Origin of the sequence: Phreatobacter cathodiphilus (assembly GCF_003008515.1) — a bacterium.
In the GTDB taxonomy this organism is placed as follows: Bacteria; Pseudomonadota; Alphaproteobacteria; order Rhizobiales; family Phreatobacteraceae; genus Phreatobacter; species Phreatobacter cathodiphilus.
Genome location: NZ_CP027668.1, coordinates 891996 through 912379, shown reverse-complemented (window position 1 = coordinate 912379; position 20384 = coordinate 891996). Strand labels below are relative to the sequence as shown.

Here is a 20384-nt window from a genome sequence, read left to right as displayed (position 1 = left end):
CGATGCGGATCGACGCGCACCAGCACTTCTGGCGGATGGACCGCGGCGACTACGGCTGGCTGGATGCCGCCCCGGAGGTGCTGCGGCGCGATCACCTGCCCTCCGACCTCGCCCCCCTGCTCGCCCGGCACGGCATCGCCGCGACCATTCTCGTCCAGGCGGCGCCGACCATCGCCGAAACCGCTTTCCTCCTCGCCCTGGCGCAGGACAGCGAGACCGTCGCGGGCGTCGTCGGCTGGGCCGACCTTCTCGCGCCGGACGCAGCCGGGGCCATCGGCCTGATGGCCGAGGATCCCCTGCTCGTCGGCCTGCGCCCCATGGTGCAGGACCTCGCCGACGACGACTTCCTCCTCGACCCCCGGCTCGCTCCGGCGCTCGAGACCATGGCCCGGCTCGGCCTCGTCTTCGACGCCCTCGTCCTGCCGCGGCACCTGTCGCGCCTGCTCGTGGTGGCGGATCGACATCCCGGCCTGTCCATCGTCGTCGATCACGGCGCCAAGCCCTTCATCCGCACCGGGTGCCTCGACCCCTGGCGCGCCGACATGGCCGCCCTCGCCGCCCGCGGCCATGTCACCTGCAAGCTCTCGGGCTTCGTCACCGAGGCCTCCCCGTCCTGGTCCGCCGCGGATCTCGCACCCTATGCCGCCCACCTCCTCGACTGCTTCGGCCCTGACAGGCTGATCTGGGGAAGCGACTGGCCGGTGGTGAACGTCGCCGGCGGCTATGACGCCTGGTGGGAGGCTGCCACCGTGCTCACCGCCGCGCTCGACGAGGCGCAGCGGACCGCGATCTTCGGCGGCAACGCCGCCCGCATCTATCTCACCACCCGCGGCCGCCGGGCCCTGCGGCCAACATCCGGAGACCACCGTGCTGAAGGGCCTTGATCCCGTACTCGGGCCGGATCTCCTCTGGATCCTCGCCGCCATGGGGCATGGGGACGACCTCGCCGTCGTCGATGCCAATCATCCGGCCGAGCGGATCGCCGCCGCGACCGCCTCGAAACGGCTGGTGCGCGTGCCCGGCCTGACCATGGCCCGTGTCCTCGGAGCGATCCTGACCCTGTTGCCGCTGGACGATTTCGAAGCCTCGCCGGTCCGGCGGATGGCGGTGGTCGGCGACGACGACGCGATCCCGCTCGTGCAGCGGGAGGTGGCGGCCCTGCTCGCTTCCATCGCAGACCCTCCGCCCGTCATGGCGGGGCTGGAGCGCTTCGCCTTCTACGCGGCGGCGGAGAGCGCCTTCGCCGTCGTGCAGGTCGGCGACCCCCGGCCATACGGCTGCTTCCTCCTGCGCAAGGGCGTCATCGCCGCCCCCTGACGCGGGGCACCGTCCATCTGTGGCGACCGTAGCCAAGACCATGGCCTCCGGTCTCAACGTGCGGCCGCGCGCCGAGCGCCTGCGGCTCGTGCCGTTGCCGGGCAACGCCCGCCGCGTCAGGTCCGGCAGGCGATCAGGCCACCGGCCTCACAGGGCAGGCGCCTGCATGCTGCGGAGGTCCCGGTGAGCGGCCAGCGGAGACCCGGTCTTCGCCCGCAACTCGTCCAGAGACATGCCCGCGACGATCTCCGAGACGACGAAGCCGTCACCCGTCACGTCGATGACCGCGAGATCGGTGAAGACCCGGCGCACGACGCCGATCCCGGTCAGGGGATAGCTGCAGGCATCCAGAAGCTTGGGTTCGCCGGTGCGCGTCGTATGCTCGGTGATGATGTAGATGTCACGGGCGCCGACGACGAGATCCATGGCCCCGCCGACGGCGGGAACCGAATTGTCGCCCGTGCTCCAGTTGGCGAGGTCACCCTGCGCCGAAACCTGGAAGGCGCCGAGGATCGCCAGATCGATATGCTTGCCGCGGATCATCGAAAAGCTCATGGCGTGATCGAAGATCGCGGCCCCGGGCAGCAGCGACACGGGCTTCTTGCCGGCGTTGATGAGGTCGAAGTCGACCAGGTCCTTCGCAGGCGCCTCACCGAAGCCGAGAATGCCGTTTTCGGTGTGATAGGTCACCCGGCGCCCCTCGGGGACGAAATTGGCGCAGAGCTCCGGAATGCCGATGCCGAGGTTCACATAGCTGCCGTCGGCGATGTCCTGGGCGGCGCGCCAGGCCATCTGACGGCGCGTCAATCGTGCCACCGTGTCGGTCATGGATAGCGCACTCCCTTTGCCACGAGATCCTCTTCCTGGCTCGGATCGGGGACATGAACGAGACGATCGACGAAGATGCCGGGCGTCACGACGATTTCCGGATCGATCGCTCCGGCATCGACGACGTCGCCGGCCTGCACGATGGACACCGCGGCGGCGGCACACATGATCGGTCCGAAATTGCGGGCCGACTTGCTGAAGGTCAGGTTCCCGGCCCGGTCGGCCCGGGCGGCCTTGACCAGGGCGATGTCCGCGTGAAGGGCGTGCTCCATGATGTAGGTGCGGCCGCCGAATTCTCGGGCCTCCTTGCCGGCCGCGAGCGGCGTTCCGAAGCCGGTCGGCGTGAAGAAGGCGGGAACGCCCGCACCCGCCGCGCGGATGCGCTCGGCGAGGGTCCCCTGGGGGACCACCTCGAGCTCGATCTCGCCCGCCTCGTAGAGTTCGCGGAAGGCGCTGGAATCGGACGACCGCGGAAACGAGCAGATCATCTTGCGGACGCGCTTCTCGCGGATGAGGGCGGCCAGGCCGACCTGACCGTTCCCCGCATTGTTGTTCACCACCACCAGGTCGCGCTTGCCGGTATCGATCAGGCCGTGAACGAGTTCGACCGGCGATCCGGCGCCCCCGAATCCGCCGATCATGACGGTCATGCCGTCCTCGACGACCGACAGCGCGTCGGCGATGGAGAGCACCGGCTTCAACACTCCGGCGTAGGCTGGGCTTGTCATCTCTCTGGGACCCACTTTCCCGGGGGGCTGGCGAAATGGTGCCGATTTCGACGCGGCCCCGGACCTGAAACCGGCGGGCGTCGAGAACGGTCCGCGGGATCGCTCGGCGCGAATCCGCGGCGTTCTCGTGTCACGTCGGCCGGAAATGTTCAACATTCGGCTGAGGGTTGTCCAGCGCTGCGCCGCCGTCCGACGCGATCTGCCACGACAGAGCCCGCACATGATCGCGCGGCACTGCGACCCAGCGTGTCGGGCGGAAGGTCCGTCGTCGGGTCGGGAGGAGGACCCCGAGGCGGCTAATAGAGGTTGGTCGTGATCGCGTGGGGCTCGCTCGTCATCGCTCCTCTGGCCGCAGGCGGCTCGCCGTCGAGACGCGGAGAGGCTGCCAGCAGGCGCTGCGTGTAGGCGTGCCGGGGATTGTCGTAGACGGCGTCGCGCGGGCCTTCCTCGACGATCTTGCCCTCCTGCATGACGATCACGCGGTCGGAGATTTCCTCGACGGCGGCCAGGTCGTGGCTGACGAAGAGGCAGGCGAAGCCGTAGGACTGCTGCAGCGACCTGAACAGGGCGAGGATCTGCTTCTGGATGGTCATGTCGAGGGCGGAGACCGGCTCGTCCGCCACGACGAAATCGGGGCGCCGGACCAGCGCGCGGGCGATCGCCACGCGCTGACGCTGGCCGCCCGAGAGCTGGTGCGGATAGCGTGCCTCGAGACCGGTGAGGCCGACGTCGTCGAGGATCGCCGCGACGCGCCGCGTGATCTCCGCCGCGTCGAGGCCGGGCACCAGCCGGAGCGGCTCCTGGACGATCGCCCCGACCCTCATGCGCGGGTCGAGCGAGGAATAGGGGTCCTGGAAAACGATCTGGCACGCCAGCCTGAAGGGCAACAGCCCGCGTCCCTTCAAGGCCGAGACGTCCTCGCCCCGAAAGAGGATACGACCGGCGCTCGGCTCGACCAGCCGCAGCATGGCCCGCCCGAGGGTGGTCTTGCCCGAGCCCGAGCCGCCGACCAGCGAGACCGTCTCGCCGGCATGGACGGAGAGATCGACCCCGTCGACCGCGCGCACGATCCGCCGCGGCCGCAGCCAGGCGCCGCCCGAGGCGAAGCGGACGGAAAGGCCCTCCGCGCGGATCACGGGATCGCGGGCCACGGGCACCAGCGGGCGCGCCGTGCGGCGCGGCAGGGCATCGACGAGGGCGCGCGTATAGACGTGGCGCGGTTCCGCGAGAAGACGCCGCGCCGGCCCCTCTTCGACGATCTCGCCCTGGCGCATGACGAGGGCGCGGTCGGCATAGCGGGCGACCAGGCCGAGATTATGGGTGATCAGCATCACCGCCGTGCCGCTCTCGCGCGTCAGCTCCACCATGAGGTCGAGCACCTCGGCCTGCGACAAGGTGTCGAGGGCGGTGGTAGGCTCGTCGGCGATGAGGAGCCGCGGCTTCAGCAGCATGACGCTCGCCAGCATGATCCGCTGGCGCATGCCGCCCGAGAACTCGTGTGGATAGGCGGCGAGGCAGCCCTCGGGATCGGCGATGCCGACGCGCGCGAGCATGGCGAGGATCGCCTGCCGGATTTCGGCGTCCGGCATGGTGGTGTGGATCCGCATGGCCTCGGACATCTGGAGACCGATGCTCAGCGCCGGGTTGAGCGAGACCATCGGCTCCTGGAAGACCATGCCGACGACCGCGCCGCGGATGGACCGCAACTGCCCCTGGCCGAAGGTCGTCACCTCCTCGCCGGCGATCGCGATGGAGCCGCCGGTGACGGAAAGGCCCCTCGGCAGCAGGCCGATCACGGCGCGGCCGGTGGCGGTCTTGCCGGAGCCGGATTCGCCGACCACCGCCACGATCTCTCCCGCGCCGATGTCGAAGCTGACGCCGGCCACGGCGGTGAAGCCGGACGGCGTTCCCACACGGAGGTCGCGCACGGCGAGGACGGGCGGCGAGACGACGGGCATCGATGCAGGTGTCGCGGTCATCGGCCGAGCATCCTCGGGTCGAGGAGGTCGCGCAGGGCGTCCCCCAGCAGGTTGGCACCGAGCAGGCAGAGCGCGATCATCACGCCCGGCACGATGGCGAGCTGGGGCGCCGTCTCCATGAAGGGCCGGGCCGCCGAGAGCATGTTGCCCCAGGTCGGTGCCGGTGGCGGCACGCCGAGGCCGAGGAAGGACAGCGCGCTCTCGGCGAGGATGACCCAGCCGCACATCGACGTCGCCAGCACGATGAGCGGCGACACCGTATGGGGCAGAACATGGCGGACGAGGGTGTAGGCCTGGCTGTTGCCGAGGGCCCGCGACGCTTCGACGAACTCGCGTTCGCGCAGGGACAGAACCTGCCCGCGCACGACGCGGGCGACGGTCGGCGCATAGGCGAGGCCGAGCGCCACCACGATGCCCCATTGCGATGGGCCGATGACCGCGAGCAGACCCAGCGCCAGGAGGATGCCGGGGAAGGCCAGCAGCGCGTCGTTGGCCATCATCAGCACGCGGTCGACCCAGCCGCGGAAGAAGCCGCTCGTCACCCCCACGGCGATGCCGATGGCCATGGCCACCACGACCGTGGTGACGGCCACGGTGAGGCTGGTCTGGGCGCCGGTCATCAGCCGGGACAGCACGTCGCGGCCGAATTCGTCGGTGCCGAGCCAGTACTGGCCGGAGGGCGGCTGCAGCCGGGCGCGGATGTTGACGCGCACGGGGCTCGCCGGCGTCCAGACGATCGCCGTGGCCGCCATGGCGACGAGAGCGGAGACCAGCGTGCCGCCAATGATCAGGTTGAGCCGCGCGCGCATCACGCCTCCGCCGCCACGCGGGGATCGAACAGGGGATAGGCGAGATCGACGGCGAGGTTCACCAGGACATAGGTCGTGGCGATGAACAGCATCACGCCCTGGACCACCGGATAGTCGCGCTGGAAGATCGCATCGACCATCAGGCGACCGAGCCCCGGCAGGGTGAAGACGGTCTCGATGACCGCGATGCCGCCGAGGAGGTTGCCGAGGACGACGCCGATCAAGGTCAGGGTCGGCGCAAAGGCGTTGGGCAGGACGTGGCGCACCATGACGCCGGCCTCGGAGACGCCCTTGGCGCGGGCGTGGGCGACGTATTCGAGGCCGAGGACGTCGATGGTCGCGGCGCGCGCCATGCGCGTGAGCACGCCGACCTCGATCAGGACCAGCGTCAGCACCGGCAGGACGACGAAGCTCAGCGACCGCAGCGGATCCTCGGCGAGGCTGACATAGCCGACGATGGGCAGCCATTGCAGCCAGACACCGAAGACCAGCAGCAGGATCAGGCCGAGCCAGAAGCTCGGCAGGGAGACCATCAGCGTGGAGAAGGCGGTGATGCCGAGGTCGAGGCCGGAATTCTGCCGCCAGGCGGCGATCATGCCGAGCGGGACGGCGATGAGGCTCGACAGGACGACGGCGACGACGACGATCTGGGCGGTGACGGCGAAGCGCGTCAGGATCAGCGGAAGGACGGGTTCGCGGCTGGTGATCGAGAGCCCGAGGTCGCCGGCCAGGACCCTGCCGCCCCAGTGCAGGAACTGCGCGGCGAGGGACCGGTCGTGGCCCATCGCCTTGCGGAGGGCCTCCAGCGTCTCGGCATCGGCGCTGTCGCCGAGCATGAGCTGGGCGGGATCGCCGGGAACCATGCGGATCAGCGCGAAGACGGCGAGCGCGACGAGAACCAGGGTCGGGATCGTCAGCAAAAGGCGACGGGCGATGTAGCCGGCCATGGGTCCGCCCCTTCAGCCCCGCCCGCCGATCGGTCGGCAGTCCCGCACTCCTGCGCTCTCGCTGCAACGAAAAAACATCGCCCCATCTCCTTGCTCCCACTCATCATCAACGATAATGGTTTTCATGTCGACAAAAAACAACGAGGGCTCCCATGGCAACCCCGGCGCCGCTGATCGAGGTCTCCGGCTCACCCCAGGAACGGGGCGAACAGTACGGCGAGGCCGCCCGTGACCGCGTCAGGCTCGGCATCGCCCACTACCAGCAGCAGCTCGCCGGATCCGATCTCGCCGTCGCCGACATTCACGGACTGGTGGGCGGCTTCCTGCCGACGATCCAGCGTTTCGACGCCGATTACGTGCCGGAAATGCAGGGCATCGCGCGCGGTGCCGGCGTCGCCTTCGAGGACGTGGTGCTGCTGAACGCCCGCACGGAAATCCTCAAGCTGGGCTCCCGCCGCCGCGCCGCCGCAGCGGCCGCGGATATGGAATGCACCGGTCTCGTCGTGACGGGGGAGGCGACGGCCGACGGGCGGCTGATCCACGCCCAGAACTGGGACTGGAAGGTGGACTGCGCCGAGACCGCCGTCGTGTTGAAGATCCGGCGCGCCGACGGACCCGACATCCTCACCTTCACCGAGGCCGGCGGCCTGGCGCGCTCCGGCTTCAACGCCGCGGGAATCGCCATCACGGCCAACTACCTCCAGTCCGACCGGGACTATAGCCAGACCGGCGTCCCCCTCGCCCTGATCCGGCGGAAGGCCCTGCAGCAGGACAATCTGGCGATGGCCATGCACGCGGTCTATGCGACGCCGAAATCGGCGTCGAACAACATGATCATCAGCCATCCCGCCGGGATCGTCATCGATTTCGAATGCGCGCCCGACGAGACGTTCCAGGTCTTCCCCGACGACGGCATCCTGGCCCACGCCAATCACTGGCAGAGCCCGGTCGCCCTGTCGAAGCTGAAGGATACCGGCGTCGCGACGACGCCCGACTCGCTCTATCGCGACCTCCGGGTGCGCCAGCTCATCACGCCCCACCGCGGCCGGGTGACGAGCGACCACGTCAAGGCGGCGCTGCTCGACACCTTCCAGTCGCCGCGTTCCGTCTGCCGACCGCCCTTCCCGTCCCTGTCGGGCATGGTGACTGCGACGGTGGCGATGGTGGTGATGACGCCCTCTCTCGGCCGCATGGAGGTAGCCATGCTGCCGGCGGCGGACCGGACGTTCACCGCCTACCGCCTGGACATGGAGGAGGCGGCCTTCGAGGGAACCCGCGACGGCCGCGTGCTGCGCGCCGCGGAATAGGTCGTCAGGGCCGGCAGGCGCGGAGCGCCTGCCGGACGAACCTCAGGCGAGGGCCCGGACGGCGCCGCGGATCGTCTCGAAGATCCGGTCGATTTCGCCGTCGGTGATGATCAGCGGCGGAGACAGGACGAGGGCGTCGCCGGCGGTGCGGACCAGCACGCCGGCCTCGAAGCAGATATTGCCGGCGGCCAACGCCCGCCCGCCGGGCTCGCCGGGCTTCGGCGCGATCTCGATTGCCGCGAGGAGCCCGATGTTCCGGACGTCGACCACGTGGGGCTCGCCCTGGAGGGAATGGGCCTGGTCCTCCCAGCGCGCCGAGGCGCGGGCGCAGTTGGCGAAGATGTCCTGCTCCTCGTAGACGTCGATCGAGGCGATGGCCGCCGCGCAGGCGAGCGGATGGCCCGAATAGGTGTAGCCGTGCATCAGTTCGACGGCGCCCTCGGGGCCGGCCATGAAGGCGTCGTAGACCTTGTCCGAGGCGATGACGCCGCCCATCGGCACCGCGCCGTTGGTCATGCCCTTGGCGCAGGTGATGATGTCGGGCGTGACGCCGAGCGCCGCCGAGCCGAAGGGCGTTCCGAGGCGGCCGTAGCCGGTGATCACCTCGTCGAAGATGAGCAGGATGCCGTATTTGTCGCAGATGGCCCGCAGGCGCTCGAGATAGCCCTTGGGCGGCGGCAGGACGCCGCCCGAACCCGTCACCGGCTCGACGATGACGGCGGCGATCGTCGAGGGATCGTTGATCTGGGCGATGGCCTCCAACTCGTCGGCGAGATGGGCGCCCCAGTCCGGCTGGCCGCGGGAAAAGGCCTGGTGCTCGCGCGAGTAGGTGTGGGGAAGATGGGCGACGTCGGGCAGGAGCGGCCCGAAGTCGCGGCGGTGGCGGCCGATGCCGGCGACCGACAGGCCGCCGAACCCCATGCCGTGATAGCCCTTGGCCCGGCCGATCAGGCGCGTGCGGTGCCCCTCCCCGCGCATGCGGTGATAGGCGCGGGCGATCTTCAGCGCGGTGTCCACCGCTTCGGAGCCGGAATTGACGAAGAAGACGTGGTCCATTCCCGCGGGCGTCAGGCCGGCGATGCGCTCGGCCGCCTTGAAGGCGATCGGGTGGCCCATCTGGAAGGAGGAGACGTAGTCGAGGTGGCCTGCCTGCTCGCGGATGGCGTCGGTGATGCGCTGCTGGCCGTGACCGGCGTTGACGCACCACAGGCCCGCCATGGCGTCGAGCACCTGCCGCCCCTCGGCGGTGGTGTAATACATGCCCTTGGCCGCGATCATCAGGCGCGGATTGGCCTTGAAGGCGCGGTTGGCCGTGAACGGCATCCAGTAGGGTTCGAGCGCCTCGCGGCTGAGATTGAGCTGGGGAGCAATCGTCATCGCCAATACCTGATCCGGCTGTCGCATCCGGACGTCGAGGACCGGCGCGAGGGGACGGCACGCCGCGACCGGCCATGCCAGGCGGCCTCCCCCACAACGGGGGAGGCTCATGCCATGCAATGTACTATGATGCGATAAAGAACACGACGCAAGGGCCCGATATGGGATCGCGCCCCGGGCGGCAATGGTCAGCGCGGCCCGAGGCTGACGGTCCGTGCGAGATCGAGATGCTGGCGCAGAAGGGCGGCGGCGACCTCGACCTCCCCCGCCTCGAGCCGCGCGATGATCTCCAGATGCTGCCGGCACGACACCTTCACCCGCTCCGGGCCATAGCGCCATTCGTAGTTGGTGTAGCGCCTGAGCCGCGTCTGCTGCTGGATCGCGAGCAGCAGGTAGCGGTTGCCCGATGCGGCGACGAGCCCCTCGTGGAAATCCGCGTTCATCTCGAACAGCGAGACCGCCAGGGCCTCGCTCCAGGTCCGGGTCAGCATGTCCTCGTGCCGGCGACGCATCTCGGCGAGCCAGGCGCGATCGATGCGGGTACCGGCCTCGAGGAGGGACGCCGGCTCGATGAGGCGGCGAAAAGCGTAGCTTTCGGCGATGGCGGCGGGATCGTTGACCGGTGAGAAGAGCCAACCGTGGCCCGGGAGCCGTTCGACGAGGCCAACCTCGGCGAGCTTGTTGAGGATGCGCAGCAGCAGCGGACGGCCGAGATCGTAGCGCCGCATCAGATCCGCCTCCGAGACCTGAGGCGGGAGGGCGCCGGACAGCCGATCGCGTGCCATGCGCGAGCACCAGACGTCGATCTCCACCCCGACGGACGCGAATTCCGCGTCCGCCACCTGGTCGAGCGGGCGGGCAGGCGTCAGGCCCCCGCCGGGCAAGGCGGCGAGCACACCCCGCTCCGCAAGGTGCTTGAGGGCTGCACGGACCGGCGTCCGGGAGACCTGCAGGCGCCGCGCCATCGCCGCCTCGGTGATGCGATGACCGGGTTCAGCCCCGTCGAGGCGCAGCAGTTCCACGATCCGCGGCAGGAGATCGCGTTGCAGCCGGCTCGGCGGTTCCGCCGACGCGATCGGGGCCGCCGGCGGCGCGGCGGCGGTGGAGCGCGGCTTGCTGCGGGGCGGCCTGGCGGCTGGCGGTCTGGGCTTTGGAGACATGGGTGCCGGCGGGGACGTCATGAACGGGTTTCAGGAATAGCCCGAACCCGGTCCGCAGCGAAGAGGCAGGACCAAGGCCGGAGAGCCGCATCGGCGACGGGCATCGGAACCGCCAGGACCCGCCGATCCGATGACGCTCTTCGCAGCATGTGTCTCATGAGTTGACAAAATACATATCATCGTCCTCCATGGCAATCCGGAGGGAAGACCGATGCCTGCAGTTACGTCCGCTCACCCCCTGGAGACGCCCCGCACGGGCGCGACGTCAGCCGGTTCCGGCCTCTGGAAGCTGGAGGCCGCCGAACTCGCGGCACTGATCCGGGCCGGGGCGGTATCCAGCCGGGAGGCGGTCGCGGCCTGTCTGCAACGCATGGACGCCGTCAACGGAGCCCTCAACGCCGTCGTCCGGCGCTTCGACGAAGAGGCCCTGGCCGACGCCGCGCGCGCCGACGCGGCGCTCCGCAGCGGCGAGCCTGTCGGTCCGCTCCACGGTGTCCCCGTCACCATCAAGGTCAACATCGACCAGAAGGGACACCCGACCGACGGCGGCATCGTCGCCTACCGCGATCTCGTCGCCGCCAGCGACAATCCGGTGGTCGCCAACCTGCGTCGCGCTGGCGCCATCGTCATCGGGCGCACCAACACGCCGGGCTATTCGATGCGCTGGCACACCGACAACGCCCTGCACGGGCAGACCTTCAATCCCTGGGACAGGGACGTGACCCCGGGCGGCTCCTCCGGCGGGGCCGGCTCCGCGGTCGCCGCCGGGATCGGTCCGATCGCCCACGGCAACGACATCGCCGGCTCGGTGCGCTACCCCGCCTATTGCTGCGGCCTGTTCGGACTGCGTCCGAGCTTCGGCCGCATCCCGTCGAGCAACGGCACGGCCACCGGTCTCGCGCCGGTCTCCTCGCAGCTCATGGCCGTGCAGGGCCCCCTCACCCGCTCCATGCGCGACATGCGCCTCGCCTTCGCCGCCATGGCCCAGCCGAGCCCGCTCGACACGCGCTGCGTGGTCCCCGCGCCGTTTCCGCCGCTGGAGCGCCCCGTGCGGGTCGCCCTGGTCACCGGATCGGCGGAGGCGAGTGTCGCGCCGGAGGTGTCGGACGCCGTGCGTGAAGCGGGGCGGCGGCTGGCCGCCGGCGGCTATCTGGTCGAGGAGGTCGCGCCGCCGCGCATCGACGCCATCGCGCGGATCTGGGCGAAGATGGCCATGCCCGACGTGATGGCGGGCCTCCAGCCGCTCATCGACACGAACGGCGACGACGGCATCCGGCGCGCGGTCGCCCTCTGGCACGAGGTCCTGCCCTCATACGGCCCGCAGGACGTGCTGACGGCCCTCGGCGAACGCTCGGCGGCCCTGCGCGACTGGCAGATGTTCCTCGAGACCTATCCCGTGGTGGTCATGCCGGTCTCCTACGACCTCCCCTATCGGGTCGGCTTCGACCTGACGGATGCCCCGACCACCGCGCGGGTTCTGGAGGCGCAGGGGCCGATGATGGCGATCTCCGTCATGGGACTGCCCGGGCTCGCGGTGCCGATCGGCCTCGCCGGCACCATCCCGACGGGCGTCCAGGTGGTCGCCGGCCGCTTCCGCGAGGACCTCATCTTCGACGCGGCCGAGGTGATCGAGGCCCACGGCACGCCCCGCACTCCCGTCTCGCCAGCCTGGAGCCCGGCATGACCCCGACGCGGCGCGTCCACGGCAGGCGGCTGTCGTCCTACGATTTCGGCAGGACGACGGTCTATGCCAGCCGTTTCGATCCCCGCCTGTCCTACTGCGCCTATGTGCCGCTCGGCTACGACGAGGACGGCGCGGAGCGCTATCCGCTGGTCGTGGTCGTGCACGGCACGCTGCGCGACGCCACGGCGAGCCGCGACGCCTTCGCGGACTTCGCCGAGGCCCATTCCTGCATCGTGCTGGCGCCGCTCTTTCCCGCCGGCATCACCGGCCCGACCGACGTCTCGTCCTACAAGCTGATGCTGCCCTGCTCCCCGCGCTACGACCTCGCCCTTCTCGACATGATCGAGGAGATCGGCGCGCGCTACCGCCTCGCCGGGTCGCGGTTCAGCCTGTTCGGCTTTTCGGGCGGCGGACATTTCGCCCACCGGTTCTTCTACCTGCACCCCGAAAGGCTGCATGCGGTGTCGATCGGCGCGCCCGGGATCGTGACGCTGCTCGACCGGGAGCGCGACTACTGGGTGGGCGTGCGCGACTTCGCGGCGGTGTGGGGCCGTCCGATCGATCTCGACACCATGCGGACCGTGGCGGTCCAGACGGTCATCGGCGCCGACGACCTCGACACCTGGGAGATCACCATCACGCCCACCCATCCCGGCTGGCGACCCGACTGGGACCTGGCGGGCAGCAACCGCCCGGAGCGGCTGGCCTCGCTCGGAGCGAGCCTGACGCGGTACGGCATCGCCGTGCGCCACGACAGCGTGCCCGGCGTGTCCCACCGCTGGGACGGCCTGATGCCGGCCGTCAAGGATTTCCTCGGCGAGCAGATGTCTCGCCTCGCGCCTTCCCCGACCACCCCCCGACCGTGACGGAGAGATGCCGATGATCCGCGCCTTTTGGAGCCTGTCGCTGGTGGCTGTGCTCGCATCGACCCTGCCTGCCGCGGCACAGACGCCGAGCCGCCTGGTGGTGGGCATGAACGCGGACATCCGCAGCCTCGAGCCGGGGGTCAACCGCGACTCGAACACCGACACCGTCATCCACCAGATCTTCGAGGGCCTCGTCGCCTATCGCCGCGACCTCACGGTCGGCCCGGCGCTGGCGGACGCGTGGCAGGTCTCGGACGAGGGGCGCACCTACACCTTCACGCTGAGGGAGGGCGCCACGTTCCACAACGGCAAGCCGGTGACCTCGGCCGAGGTGAAGTGGATGTGGGACCGGCTGATCGGCGCCTCTACCTGGGCCTGCCGCGCCGTCTTCGACGGCCGCTCGGGCGCGCGGGTCACGGCGGTGGAGGCCCCCGATCCGCGGACGGTGGTGTTCCGCCTCGACCGCGCCAGCGGCGTCTTTCTCAAGCAGCTCGCCAACATCCAGTGCCATGTGGTGGCCGCCCATCCCGACAGCGTCGACGCGGAGGGCAAGTGGACGACGCCGATCGGGTCCGGGCCCCTCAGCCTCCGCGAATGGCGCCGGGCGGAGTACGTGCTCCTCGACAAGGCCCCCGGATACAGCCCCTCCGCGGCGCCGGCCGACGGTTTCTCCGGCGCCAGGGTCATGCAGGTGGACCAGGTCCAGTTCCGCATCATCCCCGACAGCAGCGCCCGCGAGGCGGCGCTGGTGACGGGCGCCGTGGACGTCGTGCACCAGATCGAGCCGCAGCAGATCGACACGCTGAAGCAGCGGGGCATGACGGTGACCTCGGCCCCGGGGCTGAGCTGGTCCACGCTGCTGCTGCAGACCGACGACCCGCTGCTGTCCAACGTCAAGATCCGCCAGGCCATCGCCCACGCCCTCGACCTCAAGCAGATCGCGGAGGCCCGCAACCTCGGCATGGCGGAGGCCAATCCGTCGTCCGTGAGCGAGGCGACGGCCTTCTTCGGGCCGGGCTACCTGCAGTGGCCGGCCCATGACCCGGCCCGCGCCCAGGCGCTGCTGCGCGAGGCGGGATATCGCGGCGAGCCGCTGAAGATCCAGACCAACCGGCAATATGCCAACATGTATCAGAACGCCGTCATGGCCGAGGCGATGCTGACCGCCGCGGGCTTCAAGGTGCAGCTCGAGGTGATCGACTGGGCTACGCAGCTGTCGAACTACCTCAACGGCCGATTCCAGATGCAGTCCTTCGGCTTCTCTGCGCGGTTCGACCCGGGGCTGATGTACGCGACCTTCATCGCCGACAAGAGCCAGATCAAGACCGCCCAGTACGGCGATGCCGAGGCCATCCGGCTGCTGGCGGAGAGCGAGCGGACGGCCGACGACCGGGCGCGGGCCGGGCTGTTCGCGCAGCTTCACGCGAAGATCCGCACGGACGTCCCGATCATCGGCCTCTACTTCAACCCCAATGTGGAGGCGAGCCACCCCCGCGTGCAGGGCTACCGGCCCTGGCCGGCGGGCCAGCCGATCACCTGGGGCGTCACCAAGCGCTGAGACCGGGGAACACCCCGGCCGGGTCCGCGTGACGGCATCGTTCCGGACCGAGCCTGTCGACGACGTCGCCCGGATCTGCGTCATGCGTCACAGACCCGGGGCGTCGCGAAAACAGCAGTGGCCGCCGCATGACAGCGACACCGGATGCTAGCAAACCCGCAGCGTCTTCACCGCTGCGACCATGCGGTCCACGATCTCGTCGGCGATCACGCGGGACGTCGCGAAGTTGAACCTGACGAAGGCGCTGCAGTTGGGCTCAAAGTTCTCGCCGGGGCTGAACGCCACACGGGCCCGCTCGTGGAAGAAGTCGAAGGCCGAGGTGTTGAGCATGAGCCCGGAACAATCGAGCCAGGCGAGATAGGTGCCCTCCGGCACTCGGAACTGAATTTCCGGGAGCTCGGTCTCGATCCGCCGCAGCACGTGATCGCGGGTGGCGGTCAGATGTCCCATCACGGCGTCGAGCCAGGGCTGGCTCTCGGTCCAGGCGGCCACCGCGGCGTCCACGCCGATGGCGTTGGGGTCTCCGAGCAGTCGTTGGGGGATCCGCTTGCCGAAACGCTCGCGCAGCTCCGGCGAGCCGAAGTGCAGGACGGCGCAGCGCAGGCCGGGAATGTTGAAGCTCTTGGTCGGAGAGTTGAGCGTCACCGTGCGCGCGGCGAGTTCGGGCGAGAGCGACGCGAAGGGAATGTGCCTGCGGCCGGGATAGACGAGGTCGGAGTGAATCTCGTCCGACAGCACGATCAGCTCGTGCTCGATGCAGAAGCGACCGATGTCGAGCAGTTCGTTCCGACTGAAGACACGGCCGGTGGGATTATGCGGATTGCACAGCACGAACATCCGCGTCCGCCCGTCGATCTGGTCGACGATCTGCTCGGTGTTGCAGAGATAGCCGCTGCCGCTGTCCATCATCGGCAGGGAGATGAGATTGCGCTCGGTGGTGCGGATCACCTCGCGGAACGGCGGGTAGTTCGGCACCTGAAGGATGATGCCGTCACCCGGTTCGGTGAAGGCGAGGACCGGCGCATAGGTGCCCTGGACCAGATCGGCCACCGGTACGATCAGGGCGGGGTCGACGTCCCAGTCGAACCTGTCCTTCATCCGGTGGGCGAAGGCCTTGGCGACGGCCAGTCCGGCCTTGCCGCCGTCACGCCGCGGATAGCCGTAGTCGCTGCGCTCCACCAGGCTCTGCACGGCCCGCTGGATCGGCTCGGCGACCGCGAAGTCCATCTCGGCGACGAAGGCCGGCAGCACGTCGGGCCCATACTGGTTCCATTTGGCGTTGTGGAGCCGGCGGAGGCTGGCTTCACTCAGGTCGAAGCTGTTGTCCGCCGGCGGCTCCATGGCAGCGGTCAATGCGGCAGCGAGCGCCATGCCGGCCTCCTCTCTCGATCGTCTTCGTTCTCAGGCCGTTCGGCAGGCCCGTGTCTCGGGCCCATCTCTCAGGCCAGGTGGCAGGCCACCATCTGGCTGTCGGACGTGCGGCGCAGTTGCGGTTCCTCGGTCGCGCAGCGCTCCATGGCCAGGGGGCAGCGTCCGCGGAAGCGGCAGCCACCCGGCTGCACTGCCGTCGATATCTCGCCCTTCAGGGAGGCCGAAGCCTTGCGCGCGGGATCGCGCGAGGGAACGGCCGCCAGCAGAGCGCGCGTATACGGGTGCTTGGGGTCGCGCCACAGACTGACATGGTCGGCGCTCTCGACGATCTTGCCGAGATACATGACCAGCACCCGGTCGACGAAGTATCGCACCACGGACAGGTCGTGCGAGATGAAGAGATAGGCGAGCCCGAGATCGCGCTTCAGGTCCACGAGAAGGTTGAGGATCTGGGCCTGGATGGACAGGTCCAGTGCGGAAACCGGCTCGTCGCAGACGACCAGTCGCGGGCTCAGGATCAGCGCGCGGGCGATGCCGATACGCTGTCGTTGCCCGCCGGAGAATTCGTGGGGGTAGCGCTCGAGCGCGTCCGGTGCGAGGCCGACGCGCCCGGCCATGTCGACGACCCGGCGGCGCCGCTCCTGCGCATCGGTCACGCCGTGCACCTTCAGCGGCGTGTCGAGGAGCCTGAAGACGGTCTGGCGCGGATTGAGGGACGCGAAGGGATCCTGGAACACCATCTGCATCTTGCGCCGGTGCGAACGCATGCTCCGGTCGTCGAGGTCGGCAATCTCGGTGCCGTCGAGACGGATGCTGCCCCGGCTCGGGTCGAGAAGACGCATGATCGTCTTGCCCAGCGTGGACTTGCCGCAGCCGGATTCGCCGACCAGTCCGACAGTTTCCCGCTCGCCGACCTCCAGCGAGACACCGTCGACGGCGTGGACGAGGCGCGTGCCGGACCGGTAGGTTGTGTGCAGTCCCTCGATGGCGAGCAGGGTCACGATGCGCTCCTCATGCCGCCGCGGGCCCGGCCACAAGATGAAAACAGGCCGCCGTCCGTTGGGGCGCCACCTGGGCGAGCGGGGGAATGGCGTCGCAGGCTGCCACGCGCCGCCCACAGCGGGGCGCGAAGGCGCAGCCCGTCACCCCCGCCGACGAGGCCACCGAGCCGGGAATTTCGGCGAGCCGGTGGTTTGTGTAGTGCCATTCCTCCACCTCCGAGATGGAGGAAGCCAGAAGGCCCACCGAATAGGGGTGCCGGGGCCCCGCGAAGAACTCGGCGACGGGAGCCTGTTCGACGATGCGGCCGGCATACATGACGGCCACCCTGTCTGCCCATTGGGCGACCGCACCGAGATCGTGGGTGATCAGCAGCATGGCCATGGAAAGCTGCTTGCGCAGCCGATCCAGCAGATCCATGACCTGCGCCTGGATGGTGACGTCGAGGGCTGTGGTCGGCTCGTCGGCGATGAGGAGTTGCGGGTTGCAGGCGACCGCCATGGCGATCATGACGCGCTGGCGCATGCCGCCCGAGAAATTGTGCGGATATTCATCGTATCGCCGATGCGGCTCGGCGATGCCGACGAGGTCCAGAAGCTCGATGACACGCTGTCTGGCGGCCGCCTTGGACAGCCTTTCGTGGCGGCTGATGACCTCGCGGATCTGGGTGCCGATCGAGAGCACCGGATTGAGCGACGTCATCGGCTCCTGAAGGATCAGCGAGATGCCTTTGCCGCGGATGTCCCGTAGCTGCCGCGGCCCGACCGACGCGAGATCGATGCCGTCGAGCACGATCTGCCCGCCGAGAATGGCCGCGCCGGGGGGGAGAAGCCGGAGGATCGAGAAGGCGGTCATGGACTTGCCGCAGCCGCTCTCGCCGACCAGTGCCAGGGTTTCGCCGTTGCGGATCGCCAGGCTGATGCCTCGCACCACCGGCCGGTCGCCGAAGCCGACGGAGAGGTCGAGAATCTCCAGAACGGGATGAGGGCGATGGATGCTCATGCCGGCTCCGCCCGCGGATTGAGGATGTCGTTCAGCCGGTCGCCGAGGATGTTGAAGGACAGGACGGTGAGGACGATGGCGAAGCCGGGAATGGCCGAAACGTACCATTCCGAACGCAGGACCTGCCGGCCGTTGCCGACCATGCTTCCCCAGCTGACGAGGTTGTTGTCGCCGAGTCCGAGGAAGGACAGGCCCGCCTCGGCGAGGATCCCGTTGGCGACCATGACGGAGGTCGCGACGATGACGGTCGGAAGGGCGTTCGGAAGGATCTCGCCGACGATGATCCGGCCGGTGCCGTAGCCGAGACTGCGGGCGGCGAGCACGAAGTCGGACTCGCGCAGCGTGAGGAACTGGGACCGGACGAGGCGGGCCACCATCGGCCATGAGGCCAGTCCGATCGCGAAGGCGATGAGCGCCAGGGAGGGCTCGCCGATGGACAGGATGGCGATGACCAGCAGGATCGAGGGCACGGTCTGGAACAGCTCGGCGAGCCGCATCAGCGCGTTGTCGACGAAGCCGCCGAAATAGCCGGCGACGGCCCCGATCGTGGCGCCGATCAGCAGGCCGATCGAGGCCGCCGAGAGGCCGACCATGAGCGATGCCCGCGATCCGTGAACGACGCCGGCGAGAAGGTCACGGCCGAGGGCATCCGTGCCGAGCGGGTAGCCGAGGTCCTGGCCGGGCCAGAGCAGCGGGGCCGCGACCATGTCCATGGGATCATGGGGGACCAGCAGGTCCGCCGACAGGGCGAGGAAAGCCATGGTCAGCAGGATCGCGCAGGCGGTGGCGAAGAACGGATCGCGCAGATAGGCGCGGAAGCGGGACCGGAAGCCCGACGGCCGCGACGAGGGGCGGGCCGAGCCGGCAAGAGCCGGACGAACCGCCGCCGCAGCCGGCGGCACGGCGGCCGCGATCGCGCCGGCCTTGATGTCCTGGAGCGTCGGTCCGGCCATCGCGCTCACCTCGCCTGGATACGCGGATCGAGCCACGAGACGATGATCTCGATCAGCATGTTGACGACGATCACGATCACCGACGACAGGAGCAGGATTCCCAGCAGCACGTTGTAGTCACGGGCGAGGACGGCATCGAGGGTGAGGCGGCCGATGCCGGGCCAGCCGAAGACCGTCTCGATGACGACGGCACCCCCGAGGAGGTTGGCCAGATGCATGCCGGCGACGGTCGTCACCGGGATCAGCGCATTGCGCATGGCGTGGCGGAACTGCAGCACCAGCGGATGCAGCCCCTTGGCGGCCGCCGTCCGCATGAAGTCCTGCCTGAGCACATCGAGCATCGCCGCGCGGGTGAGGCGCGCGTAGATGGCGACGAAATTGATGGCCATGGCGGTGGCCGGCAGGATGAGATGCTGAATGCGATCCTTGAGGCCGGCGAGCCCGGTGAGATTGCGGCCGAGCGAGGTGTTGCCGCTGCTGGGCAGCCAGCCGAGCCAGGCCGAGAACATGACGATCGTCATCAGGCCGAGCCAGAAGGCCGGAGCGGAGTAGAACAGGAGCACCAGGGCGGTGAGGAGGCGATCCGGCCACTTGCTGGCGAACACCGCCATGATCCATCCGAAACCGATGCCGAAGGTCAGGGCGAGCGTCAGCGCGGTGAACATCAGCAGCATGGTGTTGGGCAGGCGCTCGGCGATGAGCGCGGACACCGGCACGTTGTAGGTTGCGGACCGGCCCAGATTGAAGGACGCGAGATCGCCGAGATAGACGAAGAGGCGGGTCAGCAGCGACTGGTCGAGCCCCAGCGACTGGCGTAGCGCCTCCATGGTCTCGGCGGTCGCCGAACCCGCACGGCCGGCGATGGCGTCGGCGGCATCGCCGGGCATCAGGTTCAGGAACAGGAAATTCAGCACGATGATGCCGGCGATGGTCGGCACCGCCTGGACCGCGGTCCGCCTGAGGGTCTTGGCGGTGCGGGCGAGCGCGCTCATGCCGATCGCTCCGCTGCGGAAAACCGGCGCGACGGGTCAATATCGAGGCACCCTCCGGCCCGCCGGCTCCAGATTTGCTGCACTGCAACAGGCCGCGCAGACCGATGGCCGGCCGAAAAACGCCTGTCGGGCAGCGTAAAGCGGGTGGGCCATCTCTTCATGATTGCTCGCTCCCGGGCAGATGACGTCGCAGAGTCCTTGGACCAGACCGGGCTCGACCCGACCAAACCTTTGAAGGCGGACGCGACCTGAAAAGTAATCGCATCCCCGACCATCAGTCACCATTGATCCTGAGAGCGATTTCACTTACCCGTCAATAGCGACCTCGCCTCAAGATTATGCAGGTTGCGCCGCTAAACGGGCAGCCTGACGCCATTCTCGGCAAACAGCGGCGATATCTGCATTCCGATTGCATCGATCAATGCAATGGACCATGCGGATTATCGCCGTACCGACCCCAAATGCTTGATGCAATACTTTCATCACGTGGGCGCCCGACGGCCTTCC

At 69.1% G+C, this 20384-nt stretch carries 18 protein-coding genes; 6 read left to right on the top strand and 12 right to left on the bottom strand.

The window, feature by feature from the left end; all coding sequences use genetic code 11:
• The first annotated feature begins 2 nt into the window (after positions 1 to 2).
• Both C6569_RS04450 and C6569_RS04445 read left to right on the top strand, forming a co-directional pair.
• On the top strand, positions 3 to 884 hold the full coding sequence (locus tag C6569_RS04450; RefSeq protein WP_106747701.1) for an amidohydrolase family protein: 882 nt from the start codon (positions 3 to 5) through the stop codon (positions 882 to 884).
• On the top strand, positions 868 to 1317 hold the full coding sequence (locus C6569_RS04445) for an RbsD/FucU family protein (RefSeq protein ID WP_106747700.1): 450 nt from the start codon (positions 868 to 870) through the stop codon (positions 1315 to 1317). Before C6569_RS04450 ends, C6569_RS04445 begins: the two co-directional genes overlap by 17 nt.
• Positions 1318 to 1464: 147 nt before the next feature.
• Here the strand turns inward: C6569_RS04445 and C6569_RS04440 are convergent, their stop codons facing one another.
• The 5 genes from C6569_RS04440 to C6569_RS04420 all read right to left on the bottom strand — a co-directional run bounded on the left by C6569_RS04440 (position 1465) and on the right by C6569_RS04420 (position 6608).
• Positions 1465 to 2145 (bottom strand): 3-oxoacid CoA-transferase subunit B, encoded by a 681-nt coding sequence (locus C6569_RS04440; protein WP_106747699.1) that lies wholly within the window; start codon positions 2143 to 2145, stop codon positions 1465 to 1467.
• Positions 2142 to 2873, bottom strand: coding sequence for a 3-oxoacid CoA-transferase subunit A (locus C6569_RS04435; RefSeq protein ID WP_425440710.1), 732 nt, complete (start codon positions 2871 to 2873; stop codon positions 2142 to 2144). The genes C6569_RS04440 and C6569_RS04435 overlap by 4 nt, the downstream gene beginning before the upstream one ends.
• Before the next feature lie 296 nt (positions 2874 to 3169).
• The gene (locus tag C6569_RS04430; RefSeq protein ID WP_245898231.1) at positions 3170 to 4852 is read right to left on the bottom strand and encodes an ABC transporter ATP-binding protein; all 1683 of its coding nucleotides are present in this window, start codon (positions 4850 to 4852) and stop codon (positions 3170 to 3172) included.
• Complete coding sequence (locus C6569_RS04425) at positions 4849 to 5661, bottom strand: ABC transporter permease (protein WP_106747696.1); 813 nt, start codon at positions 5659 to 5661, stop codon at positions 4849 to 4851. Before C6569_RS04425 ends, C6569_RS04430 begins: the two co-directional genes overlap by 4 nt.
• The gene (locus C6569_RS04420) at positions 5661 to 6608 is read right to left on the bottom strand and encodes an ABC transporter permease (protein ID WP_106747695.1); all 948 of its coding nucleotides are present in this window, start codon (positions 6606 to 6608) and stop codon (positions 5661 to 5663) included. Before C6569_RS04420 ends, C6569_RS04425 begins: the two co-directional genes overlap by 1 nt.
• A gap of 152 nt (positions 6609 to 6760) precedes the next feature.
• Between C6569_RS04420 and C6569_RS04415 the strand changes: the two genes are divergently transcribed.
• A complete protein-coding gene (locus C6569_RS04415; RefSeq protein WP_106747694.1) occupies positions 6761 to 7915 on the top strand; it encodes a C45 family autoproteolytic acyltransferase/hydrolase in 1155 nt (384 codons plus the stop codon).
• 42 nt (positions 7916 to 7957) lie between these two features.
• On the opposite strand, the gene aptA is transcribed toward C6569_RS04415, so the two are convergent.
• Both aptA and C6569_RS04405 read right to left on the bottom strand, forming a co-directional pair.
• Positions 7958 to 9292 carry an omega-aminotransferase AptA gene (aptA, locus tag C6569_RS04410; protein WP_106747693.1) on the bottom strand — a complete coding sequence of 445 codons (1335 nt, stop codon included), beginning with the start codon at positions 9290 to 9292 and terminating at the stop codon, positions 7958 to 7960.
• A 188-nt stretch (positions 9293 to 9480) separates the two neighbouring features.
• Positions 9481 to 10473: a GntR family transcriptional regulator gene (locus C6569_RS04405; RefSeq protein ID WP_245898230.1), complete on the bottom strand. Its 993-nt coding sequence runs from the start codon at positions 10471 to 10473 to the stop codon at positions 9481 to 9483.
• A gap of 190 nt (positions 10474 to 10663) precedes the next feature.
• Here C6569_RS04405 and C6569_RS04400 point away from each other — a divergent pair, with 190 nt between their 5' ends.
• Genes C6569_RS04400 through C6569_RS04390 form a run of 3 tightly spaced genes read left to right on the top strand, consistent with a single transcriptional unit; the run spans position 10664 to position 14560 of the window.
• Positions 10664 to 12136, top strand: a complete 1473-nt coding sequence (locus C6569_RS04400) for an amidase (protein WP_106747691.1) — start codon at positions 10664 to 10666, stop codon at positions 12134 to 12136.
• Complete coding sequence (locus tag C6569_RS04395; protein ID WP_106747690.1) at positions 12133 to 13002, top strand: hydrolase; 870 nt, start codon at positions 12133 to 12135, stop codon at positions 13000 to 13002. The genes C6569_RS04400 and C6569_RS04395 overlap by 4 nt, the downstream gene beginning before the upstream one ends.
• A 13-nt stretch (positions 13003 to 13015) precedes the next feature.
• Positions 13016 to 14560: an ABC transporter substrate-binding protein gene (locus C6569_RS04390; RefSeq protein ID WP_215905790.1), complete on the top strand. Its 1545-nt coding sequence runs from the start codon at positions 13016 to 13018 to the stop codon at positions 14558 to 14560.
• Between the two features lie 147 nt (positions 14561 to 14707).
• Here C6569_RS04390 and C6569_RS04385 read toward each other — a convergent pair whose 3' ends face one another.
• The 5 genes from C6569_RS04385 to C6569_RS04365 form a co-directional block, all read right to left on the bottom strand.
• A complete protein-coding gene (locus tag C6569_RS04385; RefSeq protein WP_106747688.1) occupies positions 14708 to 15931 on the bottom strand; it encodes a MalY/PatB family protein in 1224 nt (407 codons plus the stop codon).
• Positions 15932 to 15999: 68 nt separating this feature from the next.
• Complete coding sequence (locus C6569_RS04380; protein ID WP_106750895.1) at positions 16000 to 16932, bottom strand: ABC transporter ATP-binding protein; 933 nt, start codon at positions 16930 to 16932, stop codon at positions 16000 to 16002.
• 10 nt (positions 16933 to 16942) lie between these two features.
• Positions 16943 to 17932 carry an ABC transporter ATP-binding protein gene (locus C6569_RS04375; protein ID WP_106747687.1) on the bottom strand — a complete coding sequence of 330 codons (990 nt, stop codon included), beginning with the start codon at positions 17930 to 17932 and terminating at the stop codon, positions 16943 to 16945.
• The gene (locus tag C6569_RS04370; RefSeq protein ID WP_106747686.1) at positions 17929 to 18885 is read right to left on the bottom strand and encodes an ABC transporter permease; all 957 of its coding nucleotides are present in this window, start codon (positions 18883 to 18885) and stop codon (positions 17929 to 17931) included. Before C6569_RS04370 ends, C6569_RS04375 begins: the two co-directional genes overlap by 4 nt.
• A 5-nt stretch (positions 18886 to 18890) precedes the next feature.
• Positions 18891 to 19877 (bottom strand): ABC transporter permease, encoded by a 987-nt coding sequence (locus C6569_RS04365; RefSeq protein ID WP_106747685.1) that lies wholly within the window; start codon positions 19875 to 19877, stop codon positions 18891 to 18893.
• Positions 19878 to 20384 lie beyond the last annotated feature (507 nt).

What these genes read in the sequence shown, in the direction of transcription:
- C6569_RS04420 (WP_106747695.1), bottom strand. Translation starts at nt 6,608, where the DNA reads ATGGCCGGCTACATCGCCCGTCGCCTTTTGCTGACGATCCCGACCCTG.
- aptA (WP_106747693.1), bottom strand. Translation starts at nt 9,292, where the DNA reads ATGACGATTGCTCCCCAGCTCAATCTCAGCCGCGAGGCGCTCGAACCC.
- C6569_RS04370 (WP_106747686.1), bottom strand. Translation starts at nt 18,885, where the DNA reads ATGGCCGGACCGACGCTCCAGGACATCAAGGCCGGCGCGATCGCGGCC.
- C6569_RS04390 (WP_215905790.1), top strand. Translation starts at nt 13,016, where the DNA reads ATGATCCGCGCCTTTTGGAGCCTGTCGCTGGTGGCTGTGCTCGCATCG.
- C6569_RS04415 (WP_106747694.1), top strand. Translation starts at nt 6,761, where the DNA reads ATGGCAACCCCGGCGCCGCTGATCGAGGTCTCCGGCTCACCCCAGGAA.
- C6569_RS04400 (WP_106747691.1), top strand. Translation starts at nt 10,664, where the DNA reads ATGCCTGCAGTTACGTCCGCTCACCCCCTGGAGACGCCCCGCACGGGC.
- C6569_RS04435 (WP_425440710.1), bottom strand. Translation starts at nt 2,873, where the DNA reads ATGACAAGCCCAGCCTACGCCGGAGTGTTGAAGCCGGTGCTCTCCATC.
- C6569_RS04430 (WP_245898231.1), bottom strand. Translation starts at nt 4,852, where the DNA reads ATGACCGCGACACCTGCATCGATGCCCGTCGTCTCGCCGCCCGTCCTC.
- C6569_RS04375 (WP_106747687.1), bottom strand. Translation starts at nt 17,932, where the DNA reads ATGAGCATCCATCGCCCTCATCCCGTTCTGGAGATTCTCGACCTCTCC.
- C6569_RS04450 (WP_106747701.1), top strand. Translation starts at nt 3, where the DNA reads ATGCGGATCGACGCGCACCAGCACTTCTGGCGGATGGACCGCGGCGAC.
- C6569_RS04395 (WP_106747690.1), top strand. Translation starts at nt 12,133, where the DNA reads ATGACCCCGACGCGGCGCGTCCACGGCAGGCGGCTGTCGTCCTACGAT.
- C6569_RS04385 (WP_106747688.1), bottom strand. Translation starts at nt 15,931, where the DNA reads ATGGCGCTCGCTGCCGCATTGACCGCTGCCATGGAGCCGCCGGCGGAC.
- C6569_RS04365 (WP_106747685.1), bottom strand. Translation starts at nt 19,877, where the DNA reads ATGAGCGCGCTCGCCCGCACCGCCAAGACCCTCAGGCGGACCGCGGTC.
- C6569_RS04405 (WP_245898230.1), bottom strand. Translation starts at nt 10,473, where the DNA reads ATGACGTCCCCGCCGGCACCCATGTCTCCAAAGCCCAGACCGCCAGCC.
- C6569_RS04425 (WP_106747696.1), bottom strand. Translation starts at nt 5,661, where the DNA reads ATGCGCGCGCGGCTCAACCTGATCATTGGCGGCACGCTGGTCTCCGCT.
- C6569_RS04440 (WP_106747699.1), bottom strand. Translation starts at nt 2,145, where the DNA reads ATGACCGACACGGTGGCACGATTGACGCGCCGTCAGATGGCCTGGCGC.